Raw genomic sequence first — 25,675 nt, 5'->3', positions numbered from 1 at the left:
CACTCTGGAACTATGCGAAATCAGGGGGCCATCATGTCCGAGACCCAGAAACTTGATGACCACGAACTGACGGCCGAAGAACTTGCGGCCATCGAAGAACAGTTCGACGAAGGTGCCGCCGTACGGCAGGTCACGCCCACTGCGGGCAAGGTACTGCGCGTCGTTGCCCTGATCCTTGCATTTTATGAATTCTTCACTGCCGGGTTCGGCTTGCCCGCCGACCATTGGCATATGGGCATCTATCTGGCCCTACTGTTCATTCTGGTCTACGCGACAATCCCGGTTATCGGCGCCAAAAGCCTCTATGCGCTTAAGGTCAGCCGGTTCCGCATCGGCAACATCCCTCTTTATGACCTGGTTTTCATGGCGCTGGGGATCGTTGCTGCCCTCTATGTTGGCGTTGCCTGGCGCGGCATTCCGTTTCTGGGGATTGAGGAACAGACGTTCCGCATGGGCAACCCCAACACCTATGACGTGATATTAGGTGTAATCATCATCCTGCTGGTGTTGGACATCGCGCGACGCACTTTGGGCTGGGTGCTGCCGCTGATCATCTGTGTATTCATCTCCTACGCCCTGCTGGGACCGTATTTCCCCGGCCTGCTGCAACATCCCGGCGTGAACTTCAAAACCTTCGTGTCGTCGATGTACTTCCCGCAAGAAGGCATCTATGGCGTCACGCTTTGGGTGGTTTCCACCATCGTGTTCCATTTCGTGCTGTTTGGCGTGATCGCGCAGCGCACCGGATTGGGGCAATTGTTCATCGACAACGCTACTATTTTGGCGGGACGCTACACTGGCGGTCCGGCAAAAGTGTCGGTGGTATCCTCGGCCTTCTTCGGCACGATCTCGGGTTCCTCGGTGGCCAACACCGTTTCAACCGGCGCGCTGACAATTCCCAACATGAAGCGCCTTGGATACCCCGGCCATTTTGCAGGTGGGGTCGAAGCCGCATCCTCGGCCGGTGGCCAGATCACCCCGCCCATCATGGGAGCCGCTGCCTTCATCATGGCCGAGTTCCTCGAGGTGCCCTACACCACCATCGTCATCGCGGCGATCTTCCCGGCGATCCTGCACTATGTCGGCGTTTTCGCCGTGGTGCACCTGATGGCGCGCAAGCTGAACCTGAAAGGCTTGGCGAAAGAGCAACTGCCGCAGCTCAAGGCAGTGTGGGCCGAGGGTTGGGCCAATATCGTCCCACTGATCGGGCTGCTTGTCGTGCTGTTCACCGGCTATACCCCATTCATGTCGGCGTTCTGCGGCATATCACTGGCGGTCATCGCGGGCATGTCGCGGCTGAAACAGCCACCAACGCTGATCTATGCGGCTGCGTTCCTGGCCTTTGTGCTTTGGAAGTTCTCGGACGGCGGCTTTGATCTGACCATGACAGCCATACTTTGCAGCCTGTCGCTGATCGCAACACTAAATCCGCAGAAACGCATTGAAGTGCCCGAGATGCTGCAAGCGATTGAACTGGGTGTAAAATACTCGCTGGCGGTAGGTGCCGCTGCCGCTGCTGTCGGCATCGTGGTCGGTGTTATCAACACCACCGGCATCGGTTTCCGCATTGGCTTTATGGTTACGCAGGGCGCGGGTAATCTGGCGTCAGATCTTTACAACATGATCTCGTTCGGCAGTTTCCAGCTGTTTGCGATGGAAGACCTGCAGCTGTTCATCTCGCTGGTCTTCATTGCCATCGTCTGCATCCTGATGGGCGCGGGCATCCCGACCACGGCGCTATACATCATGCTGGTCTCGGTCGCGCAGCCTGCGCTGGCTCAGCTTGGCGTCCCGCCAATCGCCAGCCACCTGTTCGTGCTCTACTACGGCGTGGTGTCCGAGATTACGCCGCCTGTCTGTACATCCGCTTATGCGGCGGCGGCCATCGCCAACTCGAACCCGTTCCGAACCGGCTTGTCGGCCTTCACGCTCGGGCTGGGCAAGGTGATCGCACCGATGGCGTTTGTCTATGCGCCGGTCCTGTTGTTCGTGTCTTCGACCGGGTTCAATCTGTGGGAGTTCACCTACACCGCATCAAGCTGTATCGCGGGCGTCGTTGCCCTGTCCGCAGCGGTGGTCGGCTATTGGCTGAAACCTCTGAACATGGTGTCACGTATCCTGATGGCCATCGCTGGTGTGATCTTTGTTGCGCCAAGCCTGACCGCTGATCTGATCGCGCTCGCGGTGGCTGCACCCGTTATCGTCACCCAACTGATCGCCCGCAATCGCACCCACTCTCCGGCCTGATGCGATGACAGAACACGTGACCATTATCGGCGCAGGGATCGTCGGCATTTGTTGCGCCCTGTCGCTTCAGGAACGCGGTATTCCCGTGCGCCTGATCGACCGAGGCGAGCCGGGGCAGGAAACCTCGTTCGGGAATGCGGGCGTGGTGTCGCCATGGTCGATCATCCCGCAGGCCATGCCCGGTATTTGGAAGCAACTGCCCGCAATGCTTTTGAACCCGAAAAGCGCGTTATCGGTGCGCAGCGCCTTTTGGCCCAAGATGATCCCTTGGGGCCTGCGGTTCCTGGGCAATTCGAACGAAAGCAAGGTTCGGAAAACGTCGGACGCAATGGAGATGCTGTGCCGCCCCTCCATCGAATTGTACCGCAAGCATTTGAACGGGACCGGGCACGAAGACCTGATCACCGACAGCTATTATGTGCACGCGTTCCGCCGTTCCGAGAATGCAAACCTCGGCGGATTGGACTATCAAATCCGCGAAGAAAAAGGTGCGCAAATCGAGCGTGTCAATGGCGCCGAGCTTCGTCGCATCGAACCGGCATTGTCCGAAGAGTTCAAAGCCGCCGTGCTGATCAAGGGACAGGCGCGCATACTCTCCCCGGGGCGCGTTGGCGCTGTATTGGCCAAGAAAGCACAAGCGCAGGGCGCTGAGATCGTGAAAGCGGAGGTCAGGTCCCTGTCGCAAAGCGCGGATGGCCGTTGGGAATTGACGACCTCGGACGAAACGATACAGGCGCAACATATCGTCATGGCAGCCGGAGTATGGTCGGCCAATCTGCTAAAGCCGATGGGGATCAAAGTGCCTTTGGTGGCCGAGCGCGGGTATCACGTCGAGTTCCCGGATGCCCAAAGCTCACTTAGCAATTCGGTTATGGACGTTGAGGCAAAAGTTGTCGCCAGTTCCATGCTGGATGGCCTCAGAGTCGCGGGGACGGCAGAGTTTGCAGAGATTGACGCACCGCCAGACCCGCGTAAAAAGGCGCTGCTGACTCGACAGGCCAAGGCGATGATGCCGGACCTGAACACGCAGGACGCGCGCTTTTGGATGGGGCGGCGGCCCTCCTTTCCCGACAGTCTTCCAGCGATTGGTCAGGTGAACGGCAAGTCGGGTCTCTACGCAGCTTTCGGGCATTCCCACTACGGATTGATGATGGCCCCAAAAACCGGAGAGCTTGTGGCCGATCTTCTGTCAGATCGACGACTCAATATTGAACTTGATCCGTATTCGCTGGATCGGTTTTAGGCGTTCTATTCGCGCCAAGGACTTGTTAACGGAAGGAAAAGGCATGCCGATTTATGATGGTGGACAAAATATTTGCGGTGCCTCCATCGGCGTATTGTGTTTGGAAAGCTACTTCCCCAAACCGCCTGGCCACATCAAGAACCCGTCCAGCCTGCCCTTCCCCGTACTGTACGAAATGATCGACGGCGTGACCGTGCCGGACTTGTTGAACGACCCCAGACCCGAACTGCTGCAGCCTTTCATCAAGGGCGCTCAAAGGCTGGAAGCCGAGGGCGTGCGCGCCATCACGGGCAGTTGCGGTTTCCTCGCCTTGTTTCAAAAGGAACTGGCAGCCTGCGTCTCGGTCCCGGTGTTCGCCTCGAGCCTGATACAAGTGCCGCTGGCGTTCAACATGACCGGGGCCAATGCGCCCGTAGGTGTCTTGACCGCAGATGCTTCGGCGCTGACGCCCAGGCATTTCGAAGGCGTTGGGGCCGCAAACGTTCCCGTCGCCGTGAAAGGATTGGAAGACACCGAGGAATTCGCCGAAGTGATCTTACGGAACACTCGAACGCGCATGGATACGGATCTGGTCGAGGCCGAAGTGTTGCAGGCCGCGCATCAGTTGAAACGTGAGGCACCAGAAATCAGGTCGCTGGTATTGGAATGCACGGATTTGCCGCCCTATGCCGCACGGATTCAGGAAGAGCTTAGGCTGCCGGTCTTTGATCTGACGACGCTGGCGCAGATGGCCCACGCGGTGTCAGCACGGGCACCTTACGGTGGCATCATGCCTTGGGCTTGATCATCCACAGCAATCGCAGCGCTCGCTTTTCGCCCAAGTCCGAACTAGACGTTTGTTTGGGCGTTTTGGTCAGCTAAGGGGATGAGCGTGACACGAGATGTATGATATGTCCCTGGGATTGTCCCTGTTGATGGTCGCCGTTCTTCTGGGTGCGCTGCTACAGGTTGGAATTGGCATCGGATTCAGCATTCTGGCCGGTCCGCCGATGATGATCCTGTTGGGAACTACAACAGCGGTTCCCGCACTTTTGCTATTGAATACAATCGTTTCTGTTGTTGCAACGGATTGGAGCGTCGTGACGACTGAGCGGCGCACATTATCTACGGCGATATTCGGTTGCCTGCTCGGAATCGTTGCCGGCCTGATGGTCTACCCGTGGCTCAGTGAATCCTTCGTTCTGGCGTTGACCGGTTTGCTTTTGCTGGTTGGCGTGATCACGACCATTCTTCCAATGCGGAACGCGATTGGTGCGACCGGTTTTGGGGCAGTGTCCGGGCTATCCGGCCTGGCAACGGTGTGGGCTGCAACACCCGGGCCGCTGATGGTCTTTGGGCTGATTGCGCGAGGCTTTGAAGCCCGGGACGTGGCCGTTCTGGTTCAACCCATCGCGCTTGTCGCCTATGGGTCTGCGTTTCTGTTGCACGGGATTTCTGACTGGCAATCAGTTCCCTTTGGGTCCCAGCTTTGGGGTTTTGTGGGCATCGCATTTGTCGGCAGCTTGATCGGGCGCGCGGTCAGATCGCACCTGCCCCAACCCCTTGTCAGGGCTGCGATCCGCGTAATCTCGTTGGCGGCCTGCTTTGTGCTTTTTCAACGCGCATACCTTGTCGCTTGAATTTCAGAGGTCGAAAACGATGTCAAAAGATCTTCTCTCCAAGTTTCCAAGGGCCCACTTCATGTCCGGCACCACGCCGATTGAGCGGTTGGACCGGATGTCAGAAAAGCTGGGGATCGACCTGTGGCTCAAGCGGGACGACCTGACCGGGCTCGGCTTTGGCGGCAACAAAACGCGGCAGCTTGAGTTCTACTTTGGTGAGGCGCAGGCTCAGGGTGCGGATACGATCCTGATTACCGGGGCGGTTCAATCCAACTATGTCAGGTCCGCTGCAGCCGCCGCCGCGCGGCTTGGAATGAAATCTGTCCTGCAATTGGAAGAGCGTGTCCCGGATATGGGGGTGGAATACTATCAATCCGGCAACGTGTTATTGGCCAAGATCCTCGGGGCCGAACACATGAGCTATCCCGTCGGCGAAGACGAAGCCGGAGCGGACGCAGCCCTGCACGCCCGGGCCGAGGAGTTGAAAGCACAAGGTCGCACCCCTTACGTCATTCATCTGGGCCTGCACCACCCGCCGCTGGGTGCGCTTGGCTACGTTGCCGCAGGGCAAGAGCTTTGCGAGCAGATGCAGGATTTCGACGCCGTCGTTGTCCCGTCCGGTAGCGGGGCGACGCACGGGGGTCTGCTGACGGGCATTAGAACTTCGGGCGTGTCCGCCCCGGTCTTTGGCATCTGTGTTCGTCGAAACAGCCAGTTGCAGCAAAACCGGATGGTGACAGTCCTTGAGTTGCTGTCAGATCTATTGGGTAGTGATCCGGCGATGGTTGTGCCTGATGTCCTGACCTGGGACAAAGCACTGGCCCCCGGCTATGGCAAACTGGGTCCAAAGACCCGGGCAGCGCTGGAATTGATGGCGCGGACCGAAGGGATTTTCCTTGATCCCGTCTACACCGCCAAGACTTTTGCAGGCCTGCTTGATTTGGTTGAGCATGGGCAGATCGAGCAAGGGCAAAAGGTGGTGATGATACATACAGGCGGACTGCCTGCACTGTTCGGTTACCAGAACGACCTCAGCCCGACGCAACCGGCCTGAACTATCGGTTCGGCAATATCGCGTGGCACCGCGACGTGCGCTGAGCCACAGGCATTATTCAGCAGCGAGGTTTTGCCTAGAAACTGCCTGCGCCAGATACCCGTCCCTCGTTTGCAGGCTTTTGATCCCCAAAACCGAACTGGCAATCTGATTGCGCAGAATCTGCGCTGTTCCGCCGCCGATCGTGAACATCCGAACATCGCGGTACATACGCTCCAGTGGTTCCCGGTCACTGTAGCCGCGCGCACCAAACATCTGAAGCGCGTCGTTCACGACCTTGATTGCCATCTCTGACGCAAAGAGCTTGGCGCGCGCTGCCTTGGCCATGTCGGGAAATTCTCCTTGGCTTCCGCCAGTAGATTTTGCGGCGTCGTGCAACATAAGACGTGCTGCATGGACCTGCGTATCCATGTCAGCCACCATCCATTGCAACCCCTGAAACTCGGCCAGAGGTCTACCGAACTGCTCGCGCTCACGCAGATACTGTTTCGCACGTTCCAGCGCACCCGCTGCCACGCCCATCGCAATCGTACCCGCACCCACCCTTTGCGAGTTATACGCCGCCATCAAATCTGCAAACCCGCGCCTTAGCCCGGAAGGTGGTTGCAGTAGCCAATCCTCATGTACCTCGAGGTTCGTGAACTTCAACTCCGCCTCGGGCATACCGCACAGACCCAATGTGTTTTCTCGGCCCACGACCTCAAACCCGTCGGGCAGGTAAGCGTTCAACGGATCGGCAAAGACGATAAACCCTCCAATACCCAACTCGTCGCCGTTTTCATCGATCACCCGGGCAAAAATCAGGTGCAGTTTCGAAACGCCGCCGCCCGTGATCCAGTGTTTGCGACCGTTTATGACATAAGTGTCTCCGGTCTTGCGGGCTGTTGTCTGCATGTCTGTCGCGGCGCTGCCCGCATCCGGTTCGGTAATGCAGATCGCTGGTTTGTCCCCTGCCAGAACATGACGCGCGCAGAATGCTTTCTGTTTCTCAGTACCATAGGCCATGACCGCGCTGATACCGCCCATGTTCGCTTCGACAACGATGCGAGCCGTCAATGTGCAGACCTTTGCGATCTCTTCGACAATCTCGACAACCTCGGAAAAATTTGCCCCCTGACCGCCAAACTCCCTCGGGATCGTCATGCCCATGATCCCGGCGTCGGTCAGGGACGCGACGTTGCTCCAGCAGTAGCTGCGGGTTTTGTCCCAGTGGGCAGCACGTGCTTCAAACTCAGGCGCAAGGTCCTTGGCTGCTTCGAGCAATCGACGAGACATCACAGGAACTCCCAACAAACACTTCACGAAGGCGTGATAATGCCAGGATAGCAGAAGTAGTTATTCAGAAAAACAAACTTAAACTTTATATCTTATTCAATTATACTGAACTTATGCAGACACGATCTCTGAAAAGCCTCGTCAAAATTTCGCGCGTCCAATCTTTCAGCGATGCGGCAGAACAGCTGGGAATGACATTGCCGGCGCTGTCTATGCAGATGAAATCATTGGAAGAAGCCTTAGGGACCGAGCTATTCGATCGCTCGGTCAGACCACCACGCCTGACACCAATCGCGCGCGCAATTGTCGAAGAAGCGGTTCCTTTACTGCGACACGAAGACAATCTTGTGGAAATCTGTCGGCAAGGTGGCGGGTTGGCCGGTAAATTCCGTATGGGCTTCGTGACAACTGCGGCAGTTCGCCTGCTTCCCGGATTCCTTCAAACCGCCACTCGCGAATTGCCCCATGCCTCGTTCGAGTTCGAGACCGGTTTGTCTGCCAACTTGCAACAGAAAGTCCTGACCGGGTTGCTGGACGCGGCGATCATCACCGACGCGGACGGCTTGCCCAGCGAACTGGCCTCGGAGGTTTTGCGGAAAGAACCGCTGGTCTTTGCAGCGCACAAAGACCTCCTTGACCAAGGAGCACCCAAACTGCTGTCCGAAGGCGTGTTTTTTCACTTCATGCCAGACACCGGAATTGGAAAGTTGATTGCCCATGTCATGATCCGCCATGAACGACCGTCGCAGGCCAAGACCGTTGTGCTTGATAACCTGGAGGCCATCATGGAGTGCGTCTCCGCCGGGCTGGGCTTTACGCTTCTGCCCGTCCCTGATGTCGAGCGATACCGCGCACCGGATTTGGTGACTCTGGATGCCAAGGCGTCTCCTCAACGCAAACTGGTCCTTGTCACATTGCGCGACAGTATCCTGGATCGTTACCGGCCCGAGTTGGCATCTTCGCTGGGCCGCAGGCGGGACAGTGGTACCGAATAAACCGCCTCCGGTCGCCCTGTTCGCCTTAAGACGTGCATTTGGGATTACCGTGCCGAAGCGCAAGGAACTTACATCAGCGTGTCAATCGCGACCGGTTGGCCGCTGCGCTGCGACTGGATCGCGGCAAAGGTCAATGCCAGTGACTTCAGGTTGTTTCGGGCCGAGTTGTCGGGTGCGCGGTTTTCTTCGATGGCGCAAAGCAATTCACCCATTGCCCCCTGAAACCCGTCGTTGAACCACGTACCGCGTAACGTTGGGCGGGCCGACCCGTCTGCAGTCGTCAAGGTGATAGATTGCTGTCCCAGATCAGGTCCTGTCGAGCAGATGCTGCCTTTGGTGCCGGAAATGTAAGTCGTATCCATCGGCCCGTGTTGCGTACTGCCATCGAACACAAGACTGGCCTGCCCCTGATCCAATTTGATCACTGCCTGCGCCAGAAGCGGCACTTTATTGGCCTGACCCCGCGCGCAAGAGGCGCTGGCGAACACGGACCTCGCCCGATCCCCGACAATAGTTGAGACAAAATCGAACCAGTGAATTCCGAAGTCGTAAAGTATCAGATCCTCAATCTCGTCAAATGGCGTCCCCGCCGTCCAGCCATGGTCCCAGTGAATGGCAGTGTGAACCGATTGCACGTCTCCGACATGACCGGCGCGGCACGCCTCGCGCATCCAGGCCATGTGCGGCGACCAGCGTCCATTCTGATTCACGGCAAGTTTCACGCCGTGCTGGTCAGCCAGTTCAACCAGAGCTGTTCCGGTTTTCAGGTCGGACACAAAGGGTTTCTGGCTCAGCACATGTTTGCCTGCTTTCAGGGCCGCCTCGATCACTGGCGCACGAATGTCGGTTGGCAATGTGATGTCGATGACGTCGATTTCGCTGTCATCCAATAGGTCCTGATAGCTGTCTTCGATGCGGGCATTTGGGTAGAACTCCGCTGCCTTTTCTTTTGCCTTTGCCCGGCTTCGATTCCAAAGCGCCACAACGTCCCAACCTGCCGAGCGATAGGCATCAAGGTGGCTGTTTGAAATGCCACCGGTCCCGATCATACCGATCCGCGGACGATAGGATCGAGGGTTTGGCGGTTGGTAGTCGACCTCGGGCGCGTCGATTTCCGGTAAATCCTTGGATTTCAACGCGTAAGTGTCTGTGTCGGCGGCATCTTCGCTCATGGCAGCAACTCCAGAGTGCGTTTTTCAGCGGCCGACTGCACAGCGGTATCAACGATCCTTTGTGCCGTCAGGCACAGTTGTGGGCTCAAAGGCCCCGCGACTGTTTCACCGCGACGAATGCAGCCCAGGGCGTATTCAATCGCATTGGCCTCCCCTTCGGGCAGCGGTTCGGCGACGATCTTGTGCCGCTCCGGTCGCGCGCGGGTCTGAACCGTAAGGTGATCTGCGTAGTCAGGGGACGAGATCGTTCCGTCTGTTCCGACAAAGACAAACCCACAGGTGGGCTGCGGTTGCGTGGTCCAGGGGTCGGTGAATGTCCCCCACCGGGTTTCCATCTTGGACAGGCCACGCGCATAGCGACAGACAGCGATGGCATGCTGCTCGACTTCGATGCCGGGGGTTTCATCGACCGTGCAGGTCACCTCGATCGGTGCTTCGCCTTCCAAGTACCAGGTTCCAAGCGTTGCCCCGTAACCCAGGTAGTCCAGCAACGATCCACCACCGGACGATTTCTTGTACCACCAAGAGTTTGGTTTCTGCTGCTCGACCTCTTCCGGGCTAACCTCGACCTTGTCGGCAAGGTGAAACAGCGGGCCGCGGTTGCCATCGTAAAAATGCACCTCTCGCAACTCGCCGATCAGTCCTTCGTCGATCAGGCGCTTGGCAGTGACGTGGCTTTCCACCCACCGCAATGGCCAGTTGATGATTAGCTGCTTCCCGGTCCCTTCCATCGCGGCGATCATGCGGCGCGCATCCTCGGACGAAGCTGCGAATGGTTTTTCGACAAAGACGTGCAGATTATGTGCCGCGAGTTTTTCGGTGTACGTGGCGTGATCCGCTGTGGCGACGCACAGAATGGCCATATCGTAGGGACCGGCTGCCATACAGGCATCGAAATCGGTAAACACCCGGTCTTGCGGAAGGTCAAAATTCTCGATCGCCGATGCCATCTTGGACACATCAGGATCATATATCGCGGCAATTTCCGCGTCGGGGTGATCATGCACCATGCGAAGAAGATCGCCCATATGCATGTGGTCAAAGCTAATTCCAACAATCCGAAACATGGGCTTCCTCCGTTCTACCGGTTTCCCGTGATCCTGACATAAATGGCGGTCACTGCGAGAATGATCAGACCAAACAGGGCTGTTCTGGCGCCTTCGGGCATCTGCATCAGCGTCAGCATCGTATCGAGAACCCTGATGATCAACGCGCCCACGATGGCGCCCGCGAAACTCCCGCGTCCTCCGAAGATCGAAGTACCGCCGATCACCGCAGCCGCGACCGAGGGCAGCAAAAGCGGATTGGCCAGACTCAGCGACGTTTGCCGGATCATTCCAAGATACAGCAATCCGGCGACTGCTGCGATCACTCCGGACAGAGCGTAAAGTGCAAGATAGACCTGCCAGGATTTGACGCCCGAAAGCTTGGCCGCGTTTTCGTTCGAGCCCAGTGCAAACAGCAATCTGCCAAATCCGGTAAACCGCATCAGCCAGAAGATGAACAACGCGAAAGGTACGAACAGAAACAACCCATTGGGCATGGACAAAGTGCGCCCGGTTCCAAGCCATGTCAGAAACGCAGGGATCTCGGAGCCGGCATTGATCACCAGCCGCTGATACACCTGCAGACACCCCGTGGCGATCAGCCCGGTCCCCAGCGTCATGATCAGCGGATGCACCCGCACCAGTCCGACCCCAAGGCCGTTGACCACTCCAACAACCAAACCGGACGCCAACGCAACCAGCACCGCCGGGGTCACGCCCCAAAGTGACGTCAGGGTTGCACAGACAAAGGCCGCGACGGTCGCGACTATACCTGCCGACAAATCGATCCCGGCTGTCAGCATGGTCAGAACCTGACAGGCAGCCAGCATCGCAAGCGGTATTGCAAACTTGATCAGATTGCCGACCCAAAAGGTCGATATCAGCCCGTCGCGCCCTGCACGGAATGGAGTGACTATTCCGGGTCGCATAAACTCCAAAACGGCGATCAGCAGAACCAAAAAGACCAAAAGCGGTATCACGGGATTGTCGCGCAAGTATCGACCGATGCGAACTACGGTTGGGTCATTCACGGCCATACTCATCGTCTCGCACCTCGCGCAGAGGCCGCGGTGCCAAGCAACACGACGGCGACCATGATCGTACCTTCGATGATGGTCGTGACGTTGGGGTCCACGGCCAGAAATGTCAGGATCGTACGAACAATTCGCAGGATGAACACAGCGACAATCGGTCCAAGCAACCCGCCGCGCCCGCCGCCCAGAACGACGCCGCCCAGAACAACGGCTGCAACAGATGCCAGCAGATAGGGTCCGGGCACCGGCTCGCCGATCCCGGTCAATGCCGCGAGGCTTAGGCCACCGAAGGCACAGAACAGCCCACAAACTCCGTAGGCGACAATTTTCACGCGACCTACAGCGACGCCCGACCTGAACGCCGCGCGTTCGTCCGATCCGACCGCGTAGATTGAAATGCCAAGTTTGGATCGCCGCAGGGGTAGCCACACCAACGCAATGCAACCGATCGTTATTGCCAGAGCGCTGGGTAGGCCGGGAATGATACTGCCGCGAATGCTCTGCTGGACCCAGCCGGTTGTCGATCCGCCCGGAGTTTCGAGGATCAAAAGAGCGGTCCCTTCCCAGACAAACAGCATCGCCAGCGTTACCACGATATCAGGGACGCGCGTCAATACGATCAGGGCGCCGTTGATCAACCCCATCGCCAAGCCAATGCCCAACACGATCACGATAGCCGGAAGGCCCGCCATCCGTTCCATCAACACAGCAGCAGAAACAGCGCAAACCGCCATCATCGACGCAACCGACAGATCAATCCCGCCAACAATCACCACCACAGCCATACCAGCCGTCGCAAAGGCAAAGGGCAGCGCGGCGCGCGCAATGCTCTCAAGGCCGGACGCGCCAAAAGAGGGTTGTATGAGTTTGGTGAGAACCAACAGAACCAGCAGCAACACGACAAGACCGAGCAGCCAGGAATTTTTGCGAAGTATCTTAGTCACGCCGCGCTCTCATTTTCCGTCAGGCCATAGGCTGCGCGCAGCAAGGTCTGCTCATCCGCATCATTTGCGTCGATGACGTCCACGACGCGACCGTTGAAGATGACCAGCGCCCGGTCACAAGCCAGCGGAACCTCTTCCAGCTCTGAGGTGTAAAACAGGACCGAGGCCCCGTTTTGCGCCAGTTCCCGCACCAGAGGGTAAATCTGGCGCTTCGTCCGAACATCGATCCCGCGGGTCGGGTCGAACAGCAACAATGTCTCGACACCCGTGGCGAGCCACCGGCCGATGGTTACTTTCTGCTGATTTCCCCCCGATAGTCGCTGAACCTCACCCTGAGCGCGCGTATCGATTTGTAGCTTCTCGATGGCGTAGTCGACGCGGTCTCGTTCCTGTCGCAATTTCAGTTGGCCCCAATCCCGCAAACGCGCTGAAAATGGCAGGGCTATGTTCTCTTTGACCGAGCGTTGCGCCAATAGCGCATCGGCGCGATCACCCGGAACAAAGGTCAATCCGGCTTCGATGGCGTCCGCTGGATGCCTGAACCCGACTTGCGAGCCATTGACCTCGATCACACCCGCGGTTGGCGGCAGAAACCCGGCCAGACACTCGAACATCTCATCCTGTCCCTGCCCCTCAAGCGCGACCACGCCAAGCACCTCGCCCGGAAAGAGGTCGAATGAGATATTCGACACTTTCGGTGCAATCGCGAGGTTCCTGACGGACAGGCGCGGTTTATCGCGCGCGACGGCGTTGGCATGAGAATCTCCACGATCGCCCAGGTCCAGTTTTTGCCCCAGCATCAGTTCCACTGCCCGCTCTTCGACGCCAGGCTCAATTGTCAAATCACCGACGGTCATCCCGTCCCGCAAGACCGAGGCCCGGTCACACAGTTCAGAAATTTCGCTGAACCTATGCGACACGTAGATGACGCCCATGCCTTGGTTTGCTTGCGAACGCACGACGCTCAGAACCCTCTCAACCAGATCTGTGGGCAGTGCGGCCGTCATCTCATCCAGCAAAACCACATCAGGCTCGGATGCCAGCGCCCGCGCGAGGTCGAGTATGCGCAACGTGGCCAGAGGCAATTCGCCGATCATGTCCGACAAGTTCAGCTGTTCAATCCCGAGTTCGCTGACCCAATGCCTGAACGGCTCAAGCGGGGTGTCCGTCAGACGCAGGTTATCGGCCACATCCAGATCGGGGATCAGCGAGGGCTCTTGATACACAGGGACGAGACCCGACTTCCGCGCCTCTGCCGGACTACCGACGCGCGCCAATTGCCCGCGGATCAGCACCTCACCGCTATCCGGTTTCAAAGCACCGGTGATGATCTTCACGAATGTGGATTTCCCTGCCCCGTTTGCCCCCATCAGGGCAACAACCTCGCCCTTGGAAACACAAAGATTGGCGTCGGTCAAAGCACGGACAGCACCGAAGCTCTTGGCAATCCCTGAAGCGTCGAGGAGATGTGTTTCGGTCATCGGTGCCCGCTATTCCAGTTTAATCCACCCCCTGCCCAACCGGGCAGAGGGAATGCCTGCAAATTACGAATGATCTCAGCTGTCGCCCGGACCCTTACATTCGATGATCTGTTCCATCGTGTAATCCGTCCAGCCGGGAACAGTGACCGAGACCGGCCATTCGGGATCAAGGTTCGGGTTTTGCGCAGCGGTAATGGTGGCAACGCCTTCGTCCGTAGCGTTTTCCCAAAGCACAGGATCTACAAGAACGGTCTTATTGTCAGGCGCGTTGCCATTCAGAATGTCGACCGCCAAGGCGATCCCGGCCCCGCCGACAGACCCCGGGTTGGTGACTGCAGCGCCCTGAAGACCGTCAACTTCGGTCAAGTATTGGACAAACCCGGCATTATCCGCGCCGACGATTGGAACCAGTGGCGCACCGGATTCCACAAAAGCATCCACAATGACGTTGTCAATTCCACTGGTCCAGACACCATCGAACGGAACACCTGTGGCCAGATAATCAAAAATCTGCTGCTTGCCCTGGTCCTGCTGCCAGCCGGTGAACACCTCGTGCACGACATTGATGCCGTCATATTCCGCCAAGGCGCGCTTGAAGCCGTTGTCGCGGTCGGTATCGGCCGAGACCCCAGCAATGCCGCGCATATAGACGACGTCACCCGAGCCGCCCAACTGTTCGAACAGCCATTTCGCGCCGAGATAGGCGTATTCTTCCTGGTTGTTCGACAGGATATATGCGCCGTCCGCCGTTACGCCTGCATCGACAGCAACGACCACGATACCTTTTTCCATCGCCGCATCCAGCGCCGAATTCAATGCGTCCGGGTTTGACGGGTTCAGGACGATCGCATCGACGCCAGCTTCGATCAGGTTGTTGATATCCTCCAGTTGCCCGGCTGAATCGGTATTGCGATGGGCGACGATCAGATTCGACACATCCTCTTCAACCAAGGCCTGAGCCCGCATGGCGCAGATCATCTGTTCCCGCCATCCGTTGCCTTGCACGGTATTGGACACACCAATCGTGTAATCGGCAGCAAATGCCGCTGGCGTGAACGCAGCCGCAATGGCGATGGTCGCCGCACCTGTGAGTAGATTTTTCATAGTAGTACCTCCCATTTGAACAACATTGATACGCTCGGGGCTTTCCGCCCTTCTATTTGATGAACGGTTGCAGCACGTCGCGTGCCAGTAGAAACCCGCGTTTTATCTTTTCGTCCGTCCCCTCGAACAGCCTGTCTTCGTGTTCGATAATGACGGGGCCGTCATACCCCACCCGGTAGAGGCCCGAGAAAAAGTCGGACCAGTCGACATCGCCCAGACCGCAGAGTCGTGGCACCTGCCATCCCATTCCTGCCGACATGATCCCGTGTTCATACAGCCCGTCATGATCCACCATCAGGTCCTTGGCATGGACGTGCGCGATGTGCGGCCCGAATTCTTTGATGAACCTTGTCTGATTGATAAACTGCCAAATCAGATGAGACGGATCGAAATTCATTCCGACATCGTCGCCCCATTCCTCGAAAATTCTGCGCCAGATCTTTGGTGAATAGGCGATGTTATGACCGCCAGGCCATTCATCGTAGCTGAAGATCATCGGACAGTTTTCAAAGCACAGGCGTACACCCTGCCCTCGGGCGTGATCGACGATCGGAGAGATGATGCTCTGCGCCCTCGCCCAGTTTTCGTCAACATTCAGGCTTTTGTCGCCCCCCACAAAGGTGTTGACGACAGAAAGCCCCATGGTACCCGCTGCCGTTATCACCTTTTTCAGATGCTTGATCACCTCATCGCGGTGCGAAGCGTCCACATGCAGCGGATTGGGGTAATATCCCAGACCGGATATCTCGATGCCCTTGCCGGTCAATTCATCCACTATGTCCTTGCCCTGCGCGACCGTCAGGCCGTCGACATTGACGTGGCTCGTGCCCGCATAACGACGCTGTTCGCCACCGGAGGACGGCCAACATGCAATCTCCAACGCCGCAAACCCGTTGCCTGACGCCCAAGCGGCAACATCCATCAGCTCCGTATCTTCAAATGGTGCGGTCAGTAGTCCAAGTTTCATTTCGTTCCCTCAAACCTCGTCCAGATCGACCCAGCGGTCTTCGCGCGCAGACTTCACAACGGCATCGCAGAACCGCATTTCATAGTGACCGTCTTCAAACGTCGCCCAGGTGCTGTCTGGTCCGCGTTTACCCGCGCAGATGTCGGTGTAGACGGCGCGGAAGAAATTGAGAAAGCTGTCCGCGAACCCTTCGACATGGCCGGGCGGCAAGGTCGCGGCCCGCGTGCCGGTTGCATTCATCAAAGTGAAATCACGCATCAAAATCTGGTTGGCGGCATCCCGATGCCCGACGAACAGGTGATCCGGAGTCTCGCTGTTCCACGCCGCGCTGGCGGTGCTGCCGGCAACATCCCAGACCAGCGAGTTCTTGCGCCCGACATTGATCTGAGACGTGGTCATCACGCCCTTTGCACCACCCTCGTAGCGGATCATGATCGCCGAGGCATCATCGGTGTCCACGGCGACAGCTTCGGTCGAGCCTTCGCCACTGGAAAACGTCTCAACCGGGCCCGTTGGTCGCTGTCGCTCAGGAAGAAACGTCGTCAGATCAGCAAAAACGGATTTGGCTTTCAAACCAGTGATAAAGCTCGTCAGATCGACCCAATGGGTGCCGATATCCCCGACCGAGCGCAAAGCGCCGCCCATTTCGGACTGCAACCGCCAATTCCAGTCCGTGGGCTTTGCCAGCCAGTCCTGATGATAGTGACCGGTCACGAAGCGGATATGCCCGAGTTCTCCTTGCTCGACCATTCCATGCGCTTGCTGGTTCAAAGGATAAAACCGGATGTTGTAGCACACCGCGCAGATTTTCCCCGACGCGGCCGCCATATCCACCATTTCTGCCGATTGTGCGCTGGTCATCGCCAGTGGCTTTTCACAGATCACGTGTTTGCCAGCTTTGAGGATCGCCATGACCTGTGGGAAATGGGCGTGGTTCGGGGACGTGACATGAACCACGTCCACAGCGTGGTCTTCCAGCAAGGCGTCCAACGACGAATACGCTTTGGCCACACCGATTTCTGCGGCCCGTTCTTTCCCGCGCTCTGCCGACGACCCAAGCACGCCCGCAACCTGGACACCAAGGCGGCGCAGGGCCTGAACATGAACCGTTCCGATAAAACCGGTTCCGATCACCGCAGCGCGGATGGTCGAGACGTCAGACATCGTTCCCTCCTTCAGACAACCGAGTACCCTCCGTCGACGGGCATACAGATGCCGGTTACAAATGCGGCGGCGTCAGAGGCAAGAAACAGCGCTGCGCCAACGATATCTGCTGGAATCCCCCACCGGGACATTGGTGTTCGCGCCTCGATCGCATCGACAAATTCCGGATCCTGCCTCGCCCTTGCCGATTGCTCGGTCACGATGAATCCCGGCGCGATGGCGTTCACGCGAATGCCGTCTGATGCCCAGGCCACTGCAAGGGATTTGGTCAATTGCTCAACACCCGCCTTGGAGGCGCCATAGGCCGGGTTACGCGGAGACCCGAAACGGGCATACATCGACGCGATGTTGATCACCCGCCCCCGGCGCGCGAGCAAAGCGGAATGCAAGGCGCGCGCACAACGCATGGTTCCGACCAGATTGACATCCAGCACGTGGCTGAAAAAGCCGGGCTCCATTTCCCCTCCGCGCCGCGTGATCGCCGCACAATTGACCAGCACATCCAGCTCGGCGCGTTCTCGTCCAAATGCCTCGACTGCATCGGTATCCACCACGTCAAGCTGGGTGTATGGGAACCGGGCAGCGTCTTCGGGCAGGCATTCTGCCTCGACCCCAGTGATCTCGACCTCGGCGCCAGCGTCCTTGAAGGCGCGCGCGATGGCCGCCCCGATACCGCCGCGGCTTGCTCCGACTACGGTGACCCGCGCGCCGGAATAGTCAAACTGAGCGGTGGCGGTCAAACCGTCCACCAGGTCAATGGCTTGCCTCTGGCAGCTTTGACGGCGCGGATCATTGCACTCCCCCGAGTTGCGATTCTTGCGTCTGCAAACGATTACATCTTTGGATATTCGCCCTTTTCAAGAGATGAAATCGATTACATAATCGACAGCACCAGAGATTCGAGTCAACTGAAATCTCACTTTGCAACCAGGACCCATGATCCAGAAACCCGCAACCATTCAGGATGTCGCCCGCGAGGCCAGCGTTTCCACCGCTACGGTCAGCCGGGTTTTATCCAATCCGGACCTTGTCAAAAAATCCACCAAGGATGCCGTGATGCTTGCGATCCAAAGCACAGGTTACCGGGTCAATCAGGCCGCCAGAAATCTCAGGATGCAGCGGGCGAATGCGGTTCTGACCCTTGTCCCAAATTTGGGCAAACCGTTCTATTCCGGCATTCTTGCAGGTATCAGCGAGGCTTTTGCGGGCACCGGTTACGCGGTGCTGATCACAGACACAGAAAGCAACCCGATTCACGATTCCACCCTGGCCGAGTACTTCCTTGATGGGCGCATCGATGGCGCGATTTCCCTGGATGGGCAGTTGTCGGAAACAGTCCTAAGCAGGTGCATTCAGGCCGGTGCAAAAGAAAAGATCGTTTTCCTATGTGAGTGGGTCGAAGACCAGACCTTTCCGGTCATCAAGAGCGACAACATAGAAGGTGCGCGGCTGGCGATCCGCCATCTGCACGACGTTGGCCACCAAAAAATCGCTCATGTCACAGGGCCCCAGGGGAATGTTCTGACAACCGCGCGCCGGGAAGGCATGGTTTCGGAACGGGCACGCCTTGGCCTGCCTGCACCGTCCGAATGGATCATCCGAGGCGATTTCTCACTTGAATCCGGATACGAGGCCGCCGCGCGCATCTTGGCGATGCAGGATCGGCCCACGGCTGTATTCTGTTCGGCAGATATGGTGGCGTTTGGACTGATCGCCGGGTTGCAGGCTGGTGGCGTTCGCGTGCCAGCCGATATTTCCGTTGTCGGGTTCGACGACATCGAAATGTCGGAATACTATGTGCCCGCGTTGACGACGATCCGTCAGAACAGGCACCTGTTGGGGCAACGCGCGGCCAAACTGCTGCTTGACCGTCTCGCGTCAGGATTGGCTACAGGAGAACCAGAGGCCCCCGTTCCGGTCGAATTGATCGAACGCGCTAGCACTGCCCCACCCAATTCAAGCGGTGCATAGCACCCAGAAAAACCGGAATTGATTATGCGACGCCACACAGACCGATGACCCAGACGCCTAAGCATAGGCCTCGACCGAAAACGGTCCGAGATTACTCCCTGACCGGCGAGATCGGTAAAAATGCCGTCGACATCGGCTTGGCAGCGGCGGAGTGGTACCACAGCGACATCCCGCGTAAAACTATGAAATCCCTGATGAAACGCCGGGATGCCCCTGCCCTGCGAGATACGGCACTGTGGATCGGGCTTCACATCATTCTTGCTGCCGGGGGCATCTTTTTCTGGGGAAGCTGGCTCGCGGTCCCGTTCTGGCTGGCTTACGGCGTGGTGTACGGCTCGGCCTGCGACAGCCGCTGGCATGAGTGCGGGCATGGCACCGCGTTTCGCACACGCTGGATGAACGATGTCGTTTATCATATCGCGTCATTTCAGATCATGCGAAACCCCGTGAACTGGCGATGGAGCCACGCACGACACCACACCGACACTCTGATCGTGGGTCGGGACCCAGAAATCGCCTGGATGCACCCGATCAACCTTGTTCTCAAGGCCCTCGCATTTATCGGAATTTACGACACCTGGTTGTCTTTGCGCGTATTGTTTCGCAATGCGCTCGGGCATTTGTCGCCCGATGAACAGGACTATATCCCCGAAACCGAGTGGCCAAAGGCCGTGTTTTGGGCCCGGATCCATATGCTAATCTACGCGGCAGTATTGCTGCTATCCGGCTTGATGCTTGCAGGCGGGATGGGATGGAAATCGACAATCCCCATCCTGCTGATCGGCGGCCCACGCGTTTACGGGTGCTGGCATTTTGTCATGACAGGCCTGTTGCAACATGGCGGCTTGCCCGAAGACGTCATTGACCACCGTCTGAATTCCCGAACCGTTTACATGAACCCGATCAGTCGCTGGCTTTACTGGAACATGAACTACCACGTGGAACACCACATGTTCCCAATGGTGCCATATTACGCACTTCCGGCGTTGCACGAGGAAATCAAGGACGATCTTCCCGCCCCCAACGCCTCGATCTGGGGTGCCTACACCGAGATGATGGGGGCCGTAATGCGGCAGCGGAGCGATCCGGAATATGTGCTTAGACGAACGCTTCCACCTACCGCACAGCCTTACAAAGAACACTTGCATTCACATGTGCCTGATCGGAGCAGTGACGGTTAACTCATTTGGCAGGAGGTCGAGATGCCTTGGATCGAAGCAATCGCAATCGATGACGTCGAAGAAGAAGACGTCGTTCGCTGGGATCACGCGGATCGGACCTTTGCGATCGTCCGCAGCCCCGAAGGTGAGTTCTTTTGCACCGACGGTCTTTGCACCCACGAACACGTTCATCTGGGGGATGGTTTGGTGATGGATTACGAGATCGAATGCCCCAGGCACAACGGGCTTTTCGACTACCGCTCGGGTAACGCGCTGCGCGCCCCGGCTTGCGATAAGCTCGGCACCTATCAAACCAAGGTCGAAAACGGCCGCGTATTCGTTCTTGTTTGAAGGAATCTCCACCGGATACAAAGCAAGCGAACCGACCGAGATCAGAGTATCAGCCAGGTAGCCCAATGCCCGATGAAATGATCAATCTAAGCACAGATGGCATCCGGCTGTCGTTCGACGCCAGCATCGGCATGATCAAATGCTTCACTGTTTTCGACGATGGCACCGAGATTTCGCCGCTGCACCGCGCCCCATGGGTCGGAGTAGACGAAGATCTTCCCGATGGGCTTGCGCCGCATTTGCACAAGCTTGGAGGCGACTTTTTCTGCGCTCCGTTCGGTCAGGAAAAAGACGGGGCTCCCCTGCACGGCTGGCCCGCCAACGCGCCTTGGTCAATCGCCGACCAATTGCCAGATCGATTGTCGGCGCGTCTGGACCACCGCGTTAACGATGCAGAAGTCCACAAGGAACTTTGGCTTCGCCCAAGCCATCCGTTTGTCTACCAAAAACATACCTTCGTTGGCGGTAGCGGCTCAGTTCCAGTCGCCAACCACGCAAATATCTCAATACCCAATGGCGGCCTAATTCGGACCTCGCCCAAATCCCGCTGGATGACGCCTGAAACACCACAGGAATCCGATCCGAAACGCGGTCGATCCGGGCTGATCTACCCAGCCTCCAGCGAGGACCCGAAAAGTTTCCCCGCGCGAGAAGGCTCCGCAGATCTAACGCGATACCCTTGGTTTCCAAACCATGAAGACTTTGTCGTGGGCATCGACATGGCTGATCAGGTATTGGGATGGACAGCGGTAACCAGACCGGTCGAGGGCGACTTGTTCATCTCGCTCAAGCGCGCGACGGCGCTTCCCATGACAATGCTCTGGCATTCAAATGGCGGCCGCGATTTTCCGCCTTGGTCCGGTCGTCATTTCGGATGCCTCGGCATCGAAGAAGGCGCTGCGGCGCATATTCTAGGCAAAAACCGCGATGCCACATTGAACGGGCCAGGGGCGCTGGAACTTTCTCCAAACAATACCTCGGCCGTCAAACACGCGATCGGCGCCATCGCTTGGCCAGCAGGGTCACCACTTCAATCCGTAAACCTGCGCCACGGCGGGCTGGAGGTCCTCGGAGAATGCGGAACGCGCAAGCACATCGAATTCGACAACGAGTTTTTCTGAGCCGTTTGAAGACCGGTCACCGTTTTAGTACCACACTCATTCGCCGCACAATCGCAGGTAATCGGAAATCGGTGTGGGTGGCGGAGAGACAGGGATTCGAACCCTGGAGACGGTTTCCCGCCTACACACTTTCCAGGCGTGCGCCTTCGACCACTCGGCCACCTCTCCGTGCCGGCGATGTTTGAACCATTGAACGGGGATTTGCAAGGCCCGATTGCAGTAGAATTACAGCTCGTCTCCGTCGCCGGAATCCATGTCGGATTCGGTCATTTCCACCGGTCCGGTTTGTTTCTGCGCGGGCGTCATTTCCGGGGGTTCTTCGGCTGTTTCGGGACTGCCTTCGCGCAGGACCTCGGCGTTGCGTAACCAGATGTCGCGCTGTGCGAACGGGATTTCTATGCCTTCTTCGACGAAACGGCGGTTGATCTCGTGGTTCATGTCGGATTTGACCGACAGGACCCAGTTCACATCGCGCAGGATCGCGCGAATTTCAAAGTCAAGCGAATCTGCGCCAAACCCCTGAAAGACCACGCTTGGCGCGGGGTTGGCCAAGACCATTGGGTGCGCATTGGCAATCTCGCCCAGAATGGTTTCGATCCGGCGCGTGTCCGAGCCATAGGCCACACCGACCGGCACGATCAAACGCCCGATCGTGTTGCCCCGGGTATAGTTCGTCACCACGCCGCTGATCAGGTCCGAGTTCGGGACGATGACGTCCGAACGGTCAAAGGTCTCGATCCGGGTCGATCGGACCGAGATGTCGCGCACATAGCCCATCATCCCGTTCACATCGATCCAATCGCCTTTCGAGATCGGACGTTCGACCAACAGAATGATGCCCGAAACAAAGTTCGACACGATGGTTTGCAGGCCGAAACCGATGCCGACCGACAGTGCACCGGCCACAATCGCCAGCGAAGACAGGTCAAAACCGGCGACCATAATCGCAACCAGCGCTGCCAGGAAAATCCCGACATAACCGGTGCCTGCGGTTATTGCGTTCTGTCCACCGGGATCGATGTTGGTCTTTGGCAGCAGAGAATTGCGCAATCCGCTCTGCAACAACCGCGTCAGGGTATAGCCGATGACGAAAACCGCAACAAAGGTCAGGAAGTTGCTGGGCGAAATTGTCACGCCGCCAACATTGAACCCCAACAATAGGCGCGACCATGCCTCAAGCAGGTCGGTCTCGCGTGCGCCCCAGTACAAGGCCAGGATCGGAATCGACAGGATCGCCAGCGCAAATCCCACAAGGACCGAGAACAGTGAGTCTCGGGCCGCCTCACCCTGCCCCGTGATCCAACCGTAGAGCATGCTGAAGAACCGTTGCAGGATCAGCAACGCGGCAAACAGCACCAGAGTTTTGACGGTGGGAAAAACAATCGCTTCGGCCGCGTTGATGTAGCCGAAGGCCCCAAGGACCGGCGACACGATCCCCAGCAGAAACAAGGCCCGGCGCAGAAACTCTATCGCCTGGTAGATGCTGGCAGTACGTGCGTTGTTTTCCACATCTGCCTGTTCAGCAAGCCGGGCTGGTTGACGAACCTGACGGACACGCAGCAGCAGCAGGGCCGTTGCGACGATCACCGGAAACGAGACAACTGCTCGGGTCGCGTCCGAAATGTTTTCGATCTGTTCGAACAAGATCGCCAACTCATGCAGGATCAGCATCACCGCCAGCAGATCGATGTAGACCCGCAGCTCAGTGATCCTGGCCGCAGACAGTCGCTTGAAGTTCTGCGCGGCGCCCATCAGGTAGATCTGACGCCCGATCCAGTCATAGAAGAAGACGATTGCGGCCCAATAGGGAATGTTTTGAAACAAAAGCGTTCCACGCAGCCCCAGCACTCCGGTCATGGTAACGGCCATTACCAGTGCCCAGACACCCAGCCAAGGAAGCAGGATCCGAAACAGCGAGATCACAAATGTCCAGACACCGCTGCCCCGGCCGCCCAGCTTGCGAAGATAGTCCCCACCGATTTCGGACCAGTGGCGCCCATACAGCAACAAGACCGCGGCGATGACGACCAGAAGCAATATGCCAAGCCCACGCTGATGCAATTGCTCGTGAACCACATCTGTTTGCAGGTTTTTGACGGTCTCGTTGAACAGGGCGCGGCTTGCTTCCTGCACATCGACCCATGCGGGGCCCCAATAGACCGGATTGAGCGGGGATGGCCCCCGCTCTAACAATTCCTTGGTTTGGCGGTCCCGGATGATCCTGTCGATCTCACTGATCAGGCCATTGGCCCGACTGTAAGCTTCCTCGGAAATGATCCGGGGAACGCGCAGACCGTTAAGTTGGTCTTCCAGGTGCGACCGGAGTTGCGCGATATCCTCCGGCTCGGACGATCCTTCTTCGGGCTTGGGGCCCAATGCTTTCAATTGCCCTTCAAGCGTTTGTATCCGGTCGGTGTTGGCACCACGCGCCCGGTTAAAGTCATCCCGGTAATCATTTATTTCTGCGCGCAAATTTTCCAGCGCCGCGTCCGAGGCCCGATTGGCCTCGATAACCGACTCAGCCCGGTCAGCAGTGCTGAGCCAGCCTTTGTAGTAATCGCTTTGCCGGTCGGACAGTTGCGCCATGGCCGCGCCTGCAAGGCTGATCAGGCAAATAATGATCAGCGCCAGAAACAGGCGGGCCTGGCGCATCATCATACGTCCTCGAACACGCCGGGAATGCTGCGGGGGGCCTCGGTCATCCAGTCAGGTACCGGCAATTCCTTTTCCCGGAGGAACTCGGGGTTGAACAGTTTCGACTGATAACGGGTGCCGTAGTCGCACAGGATCGTCACGATTGTGTGGCCTGGTCCCAGATCCTTGGCCAGACGCACGGCGCCTGCCATGTTGATCGCTGTCGAGCCGCCCATGACCAGCCCTTCGTCACGCAACAGATCGAAGATATAGGGCAGCGCCTCGTTATCGGTCATCTGATACGAGAAATCCGGCGTGAACCCTTCCAGATTCTTTGTGATGCGGACCTGCCCGATGCCTTCGGCGATTGAGCTACCCTCCATCGCGATCTCACCGGTGGTGTAATAGGAATAAAGCCCTGCACCCATCGGGTCGACCAGAGCGATCTTGACCCCCTTGGGCTGCAGCGCATCAGCCACCCCGGCCAGCGTTCCGCCCGATCCGACGGCGCTGACAAAACCGTCAACCTTTCCACCTGTCTGTTCCCAGATTTCGGGACCGGTGGTTTCAACATGCGCCTGCCGGTTTGCCACGTTGTCAAACTGATTGGCCCAGATCGCGCCATTGGGTTCGGTTTGCGCCAATTCTTCGGCCAGACGGCGGGAATAGTGCACAAAGTTGTTTGGGTTGCGATACGGGGCCGCCGGAACCTGCACCAGCTGTGCGCCGGCAAGGCGCAGCATGTCCTTTTTCTCTTCCGACTGGGTCTCGGGAATTACGATAACCGTTTTGAAACCCATTGATGCGCCGACCAGGGCCAGACCGATACCGGTATTGCCCGCCGTCCCTTCGACGATCGTGCCACCGGGCTTCAGTTCGCCACGTGCGATCGCATCGCGAATGATGTAAAGCGCGGCGCGGTCCTTGACCGATTGGCCGGGGTTCATGAACTCGGCCTTGCCGAGAATTTCACAACCGGTTTCTTCGCTGATGCGGCGCAGGCGGATCAACGGGGTTTTTCCGACTGCGTCGGCAAGGTCTCGTGCAATGCGCATGGCGCCCTCTTGTCGTTTGGTTTCGCAGAAGATTTACAGGTGCCCCGCCGCAACCA

The 25,675-nt window shown here is 57.9% G+C and carries 22 protein-coding genes and 1 tRNA gene; 10 read left to right on the top strand and 13 right to left on the bottom strand.

Annotated features, from left to right (window positions below):
* The first annotated feature begins 33 nt into the window (after nt 1-33).
* The 5 genes from ACR0JA_RS01995 (at nt 34) to ACR0JA_RS01975 (ending at nt 6,145) form a co-directional block, all read left to right on the top strand.
* Complete coding sequence (locus ACR0JA_RS01995; protein ID WP_480569246.1) at nt 34-2,247, top strand: TRAP transporter permease; 2,214 nt, start codon at nt 34-36, stop codon at nt 2,245-2,247.
* Nucleotides 2,248-2,263: 16 nt separating this feature from the next.
* Nucleotides 2,264-3,490: an NAD(P)/FAD-dependent oxidoreductase gene (locus ACR0JA_RS01990; RefSeq protein WP_480569243.1), complete on the top strand. Its 1,227-nt coding sequence runs from the start codon at nt 2,264-2,266 to the stop codon at nt 3,488-3,490.
* Nucleotides 3,491-3,533: 43 nt separating this feature from the next.
* On the top strand, nt 3,534-4,274 hold the full coding sequence (locus ACR0JA_RS01985) for an aspartate/glutamate racemase family protein (RefSeq protein ID WP_480569240.1): 741 nt from the start codon (nt 3,534-3,536) through the stop codon (nt 4,272-4,274).
* Between the two features lie 106 nt (nt 4,275-4,380).
* Complete coding sequence (locus tag ACR0JA_RS01980; protein WP_480569237.1) at nt 4,381-5,109, top strand: hypothetical protein; 729 nt, start codon at nt 4,381-4,383, stop codon at nt 5,107-5,109.
* A 19-nt stretch (nt 5,110-5,128) separates the two neighbouring features.
* Nucleotides 5,129-6,145 (top strand): D-cysteine desulfhydrase family protein, encoded by a 1,017-nt coding sequence (locus ACR0JA_RS01975; RefSeq protein ID WP_480569234.1) that lies wholly within the window; start codon nt 5,129-5,131, stop codon nt 6,143-6,145.
* A 54-nt stretch (nt 6,146-6,199) separates the two neighbouring features.
* On the opposite strand, the gene acdA is transcribed toward ACR0JA_RS01975, so the two are convergent.
* Nucleotides 6,200-7,420 carry a 3-sulfinopropanoyl-CoA desulfinase gene (gene acdA, locus ACR0JA_RS01970; RefSeq protein WP_480569231.1) on the bottom strand — a complete coding sequence of 407 codons (1,221 nt, stop codon included), beginning with the start codon at nt 7,418-7,420 and terminating at the stop codon, nt 6,200-6,202.
* 113 nt (nt 7,421-7,533) lie between these two features.
* On the opposite strand from acdA, the gene ACR0JA_RS01965 reads away from it, so the two are divergent.
* On the top strand, nt 7,534-8,415 hold the full coding sequence (locus ACR0JA_RS01965) for a LysR family transcriptional regulator (RefSeq protein ID WP_480569228.1): 882 nt from the start codon (nt 7,534-7,536) through the stop codon (nt 8,413-8,415).
* A 68-nt stretch (nt 8,416-8,483) separates the two neighbouring features.
* Here ACR0JA_RS01965 and ACR0JA_RS01960 read toward each other — a convergent pair whose 3' ends face one another.
* The 9 genes from ACR0JA_RS01960 to ACR0JA_RS01920 form a co-directional block, all read right to left on the bottom strand.
* Nucleotides 8,484-9,587, bottom strand: a complete 1,104-nt coding sequence (locus ACR0JA_RS01960; protein WP_480569225.1) for a Gfo/Idh/MocA family protein — start codon at nt 9,585-9,587, stop codon at nt 8,484-8,486.
* Nucleotides 9,584-10,654, bottom strand: a complete 1,071-nt coding sequence (locus ACR0JA_RS01955; protein WP_480569222.1) for a Gfo/Idh/MocA family protein — start codon at nt 10,652-10,654, stop codon at nt 9,584-9,586. Before ACR0JA_RS01955 ends, ACR0JA_RS01960 begins: the two co-directional genes overlap by 4 nt.
* Nucleotides 10,655-10,668: 14 nt before the next feature.
* Nucleotides 10,669-11,676, bottom strand: coding sequence for an ABC transporter permease (locus tag ACR0JA_RS01950; protein ID WP_480569219.1), 1,008 nt, complete (start codon nt 11,674-11,676; stop codon nt 10,669-10,671).
* Entirely contained in the window at nt 11,673-12,611 is a 939-nt protein-coding gene (locus ACR0JA_RS01945) for an ABC transporter permease (protein WP_480569216.1), read from the bottom strand. Before ACR0JA_RS01945 ends, ACR0JA_RS01950 begins: the two co-directional genes overlap by 4 nt.
* The gene (locus ACR0JA_RS01940; protein ID WP_480569213.1) at nt 12,608-14,092 is read right to left on the bottom strand and encodes a sugar ABC transporter ATP-binding protein; all 1,485 of its coding nucleotides are present in this window, start codon (nt 14,090-14,092) and stop codon (nt 12,608-12,610) included. Before ACR0JA_RS01940 ends, ACR0JA_RS01945 begins: the two co-directional genes overlap by 4 nt.
* Nucleotides 14,093-14,167: 75 nt before the next feature.
* Nucleotides 14,168-15,196 carry an ABC transporter substrate-binding protein gene (locus tag ACR0JA_RS01935; protein WP_480569210.1) on the bottom strand — a complete coding sequence of 343 codons (1,029 nt, stop codon included), beginning with the start codon at nt 15,194-15,196 and terminating at the stop codon, nt 14,168-14,170.
* A 52-nt stretch (nt 15,197-15,248) separates the two neighbouring features.
* Complete coding sequence (locus ACR0JA_RS01930; protein WP_480569207.1) at nt 15,249-16,163, bottom strand: sugar phosphate isomerase/epimerase family protein; 915 nt, start codon at nt 16,161-16,163, stop codon at nt 15,249-15,251.
* A 9-nt stretch (nt 16,164-16,172) separates the two neighbouring features.
* Nucleotides 16,173-17,327: a Gfo/Idh/MocA family protein gene (locus tag ACR0JA_RS01925; protein WP_480569204.1), complete on the bottom strand. Its 1,155-nt coding sequence runs from the start codon at nt 17,325-17,327 to the stop codon at nt 16,173-16,175.
* Between the two features lie 11 nt (nt 17,328-17,338).
* Complete coding sequence (locus ACR0JA_RS01920; protein ID WP_480569201.1) at nt 17,339-18,067, bottom strand: SDR family NAD(P)-dependent oxidoreductase; 729 nt, start codon at nt 18,065-18,067, stop codon at nt 17,339-17,341.
* A 196-nt stretch (nt 18,068-18,263) separates the two neighbouring features.
* Here ACR0JA_RS01920 and ACR0JA_RS01915 point away from each other — a divergent pair, with 196 nt between their 5' ends.
* The 4 genes from ACR0JA_RS01915 (at nt 18,264) to ACR0JA_RS01900 (ending at nt 21,930) form a co-directional block, all read left to right on the top strand.
* A complete protein-coding gene (locus ACR0JA_RS01915) occupies nt 18,264-19,298 on the top strand; it encodes a LacI family DNA-binding transcriptional regulator (RefSeq protein ID WP_480569198.1) in 1,035 nt (344 codons plus the stop codon).
* 194 nt (nt 19,299-19,492) lie between these two features.
* Entirely contained in the window at nt 19,493-20,479 is a 987-nt protein-coding gene (locus ACR0JA_RS01910; protein ID WP_480569195.1) for a fatty acid desaturase family protein, read from the top strand.
* A gap of 21 nt (nt 20,480-20,500) precedes the next feature.
* Nucleotides 20,501-20,809 carry a MocE family 2Fe-2S type ferredoxin gene (locus ACR0JA_RS01905; RefSeq protein WP_480569192.1) on the top strand — a complete coding sequence of 103 codons (309 nt, stop codon included), beginning with the start codon at nt 20,501-20,503 and terminating at the stop codon, nt 20,807-20,809.
* A 65-nt stretch (nt 20,810-20,874) separates the two neighbouring features.
* Nucleotides 20,875-21,930, top strand: a complete 1,056-nt coding sequence (locus tag ACR0JA_RS01900; protein WP_480569189.1) for a hypothetical protein — start codon at nt 20,875-20,877, stop codon at nt 21,928-21,930.
* 78 nt (nt 21,931-22,008) lie between these two features.
* Here ACR0JA_RS01900 and ACR0JA_RS01895 read toward each other — a convergent pair.
* The 3 genes from ACR0JA_RS01895 to ACR0JA_RS01885 form a co-directional block, all read right to left on the bottom strand.
* Nucleotides 22,009-22,098: transfer RNA gene (locus ACR0JA_RS01895), tRNA-Ser, on the bottom strand.
* Between the two features lie 57 nt (nt 22,099-22,155).
* Nucleotides 22,156-24,585, bottom strand: coding sequence for a DUF3772 domain-containing protein (locus ACR0JA_RS01890; protein ID WP_480569186.1), 2,430 nt, complete (start codon nt 24,583-24,585; stop codon nt 22,156-22,158).
* Nucleotides 24,585-25,619 (bottom strand): cysteine synthase A, encoded by a 1,035-nt coding sequence (locus ACR0JA_RS01885; RefSeq protein ID WP_480569183.1) that lies wholly within the window; start codon nt 25,617-25,619, stop codon nt 24,585-24,587. Before ACR0JA_RS01885 ends, ACR0JA_RS01890 begins: the two co-directional genes overlap by 1 nt.
* Nucleotides 25,620-25,675 lie beyond the last annotated feature (56 nt).

This window comes from Ruegeria sp. AM4, from assembly GCF_056540665.1.
This window is presented reverse-complemented; position numbering and strand designations above follow the sequence as displayed.

Coding starts and splice junctions, on each gene's coding strand:
- ACR0JA_RS01885 (WP_480569183.1), bottom strand. CDS start 25,619: ATGCGCATTGCACGAGACCTTGCCGACGCAGTCGGAAAAACCCCGTTG.
- ACR0JA_RS01935 (WP_480569210.1), bottom strand. CDS start 15,196: ATGAAAAATCTACTCACAGGTGCGGCGACCATCGCCATTGCGGCTGCG.
- ACR0JA_RS01905 (WP_480569192.1), top strand. CDS start 20,501: ATGCCTTGGATCGAAGCAATCGCAATCGATGACGTCGAAGAAGAAGAC.
- ACR0JA_RS01930 (WP_480569207.1), bottom strand. CDS start 16,163: ATGAAACTTGGACTACTGACCGCACCATTTGAAGATACGGAGCTGATG.
- acdA (WP_480569231.1), bottom strand. CDS start 7,420: ATGTCTCGTCGATTGCTCGAAGCAGCCAAGGACCTTGCGCCTGAGTTT.
- ACR0JA_RS01965 (WP_480569228.1), top strand. CDS start 7,534: ATGCAGACACGATCTCTGAAAAGCCTCGTCAAAATTTCGCGCGTCCAA.
- ACR0JA_RS01900 (WP_480569189.1), top strand. CDS start 20,875: ATGCCCGATGAAATGATCAATCTAAGCACAGATGGCATCCGGCTGTCG.
- ACR0JA_RS01955 (WP_480569222.1), bottom strand. CDS start 10,654: ATGTTTCGGATTGTTGGAATTAGCTTTGACCACATGCATATGGGCGAT.
- ACR0JA_RS01995 (WP_480569246.1), top strand. CDS start 34: ATGTCCGAGACCCAGAAACTTGATGACCACGAACTGACGGCCGAAGAA.
- ACR0JA_RS01985 (WP_480569240.1), top strand. CDS start 3,534: ATGCCGATTTATGATGGTGGACAAAATATTTGCGGTGCCTCCATCGGC.
- ACR0JA_RS01940 (WP_480569213.1), bottom strand. CDS start 14,092: ATGACCGAAACACATCTCCTCGACGCTTCAGGGATTGCCAAGAGCTTC.
- ACR0JA_RS01980 (WP_480569237.1), top strand. CDS start 4,381: ATGTCCCTGGGATTGTCCCTGTTGATGGTCGCCGTTCTTCTGGGTGCG.
- ACR0JA_RS01890 (WP_480569186.1), bottom strand. CDS start 24,585: ATGATGCGCCAGGCCCGCCTGTTTCTGGCGCTGATCATTATTTGCCTG.
- ACR0JA_RS01915 (WP_480569198.1), top strand. CDS start 18,264: ATGATCCAGAAACCCGCAACCATTCAGGATGTCGCCCGCGAGGCCAGC.
- ACR0JA_RS01925 (WP_480569204.1), bottom strand. CDS start 17,327: ATGTCTGACGTCTCGACCATCCGCGCTGCGGTGATCGGAACCGGTTTT.
- ACR0JA_RS01960 (WP_480569225.1), bottom strand. CDS start 9,587: ATGAGCGAAGATGCCGCCGACACAGACACTTACGCGTTGAAATCCAAG.
- ACR0JA_RS01910 (WP_480569195.1), top strand. CDS start 19,493: ATGAAACGCCGGGATGCCCCTGCCCTGCGAGATACGGCACTGTGGATC.
- ACR0JA_RS01950 (WP_480569219.1), bottom strand. CDS start 11,676: ATGAGTATGGCCGTGAATGACCCAACCGTAGTTCGCATCGGTCGATAC.
- ACR0JA_RS01975 (WP_480569234.1), top strand. CDS start 5,129: ATGTCAAAAGATCTTCTCTCCAAGTTTCCAAGGGCCCACTTCATGTCC.